Below are 1,295 nucleotides of genomic sequence, written 5' to 3'. Positions count from 1 at the left end.
GGTAGCTTTATCGGTTCCGTGACCGAGGGCAATGTGGGCGATGCGCCTGTAACTGCAAGTGGCACACTTTCAATCAGTGACGTTGATGGCGACGATAATCCCACCTTTGCCAATACTACAGAGACCGGTACCTATGGCTCGCTAGAGCTGGTCAACGGCAATTGGACTTACACCCTCGATCAGTCTGCCGTACAAAACTTGGATGCCGGTGATGAGGTGACAGACACTGTCACGCTCACCGCAAGCGATAACACGCAACAAGATATTGTCATCACCATTACCGGCACCGACGACTTACCTGAAGTCACCGGTAGCTTTACTGGTTCAGTGACCGAAGGCAACGTGGGCGATGCCCCTGCCACTGCCACGGGTACCCTTGCGATCAGTGATGTTGATGACGGCGATAATCCGACCTTCGCCAATACCACTGAGACGGGGACTTATGGTTCGATCGAGCTAGTAGACGGTGATTGGACGTATACGCTTGATCAAGACAGCGTGCAGGATTTAGATGCTGGCGATCAAGTGACCGACACCATTACTCTCTCCGCCTCTGATGGCACCCAGCAAGCTATTGTCATCACCATTACTGGTAGTGAGGATACGCCAGAAGTGACCGGTAGCTTTATCGGTTCCGTGACCGAGGGCAATGTGGGCGATGCGCCTGTAACTGCAAGTGGCACACTTTCAATCAGTGACGTTGATGGCGACGATAATCCCACCTTTGCCAATACTACAGAGACCGGTACCTATGGCTCGCTAGAGCTGGTCAATGGAAGCTGGATCTACACCCTCGATCAGTCTGCGGTGCAGGATTTAGATGGCGGTGATCAAGTGACAGACACCATCACCCTCACTGCAAGCGATAACACACAACAAGATATCGTCATCACGATTACGGGGACCGACGATGCGCCAGAAGTGAGTGGTGAGTTTGTTGGCTCAGTCACCGAAGGTGACGAAGGCGATGCGGTCACTGCCACGGGTACCATTGCGCTCAGTGATGTCGATGGCGATGACAATCCGACGTTTGCCGACGTCACACAGGCAGGCACTTACGGCTCGTTGGAACTAGTCGGTGAGAACTGGACCTATACACTAAATCAGGGCTCGGTTCAGGATTTAGATGCCGGCGATCAGGTGACCGACACCATCACCCTCACCGCAAGCGATAACACGCAACAAGATATTGTTATCACCATTACCGGCACCGACGACTTACCTGAAGTCACCGGTAACTTTACCGGCTCAGTCACCGAAGGCAATGAAGACGATGCCCCTGTCACTGCCACGGG

At 53.4% G+C, this 1,295-nt stretch carries 1 protein-coding gene; it reads left to right on the top strand.

Annotated elements, in window-relative coordinates; translation table 11 throughout:
* On the top strand, nucleotides 1-1,295 hold a 1,295-nt coding region (locus tag WN56_RS08465), incomplete at both ends, for a VCBS domain-containing protein (protein WP_046074623.1).

The sequence above is a fragment of the Salinivibrio sp. KP-1 genome (assembly GCF_000968645.1).
Classification (GTDB): Bacteria; Pseudomonadota; Gammaproteobacteria; order Enterobacterales; family Vibrionaceae; genus Salinivibrio; species Salinivibrio siamensis.
The sequence above is the reverse complement of the archived record's forward strand: the minus strand, read 5'-3'. Positions and strand labels throughout refer to the sequence as shown.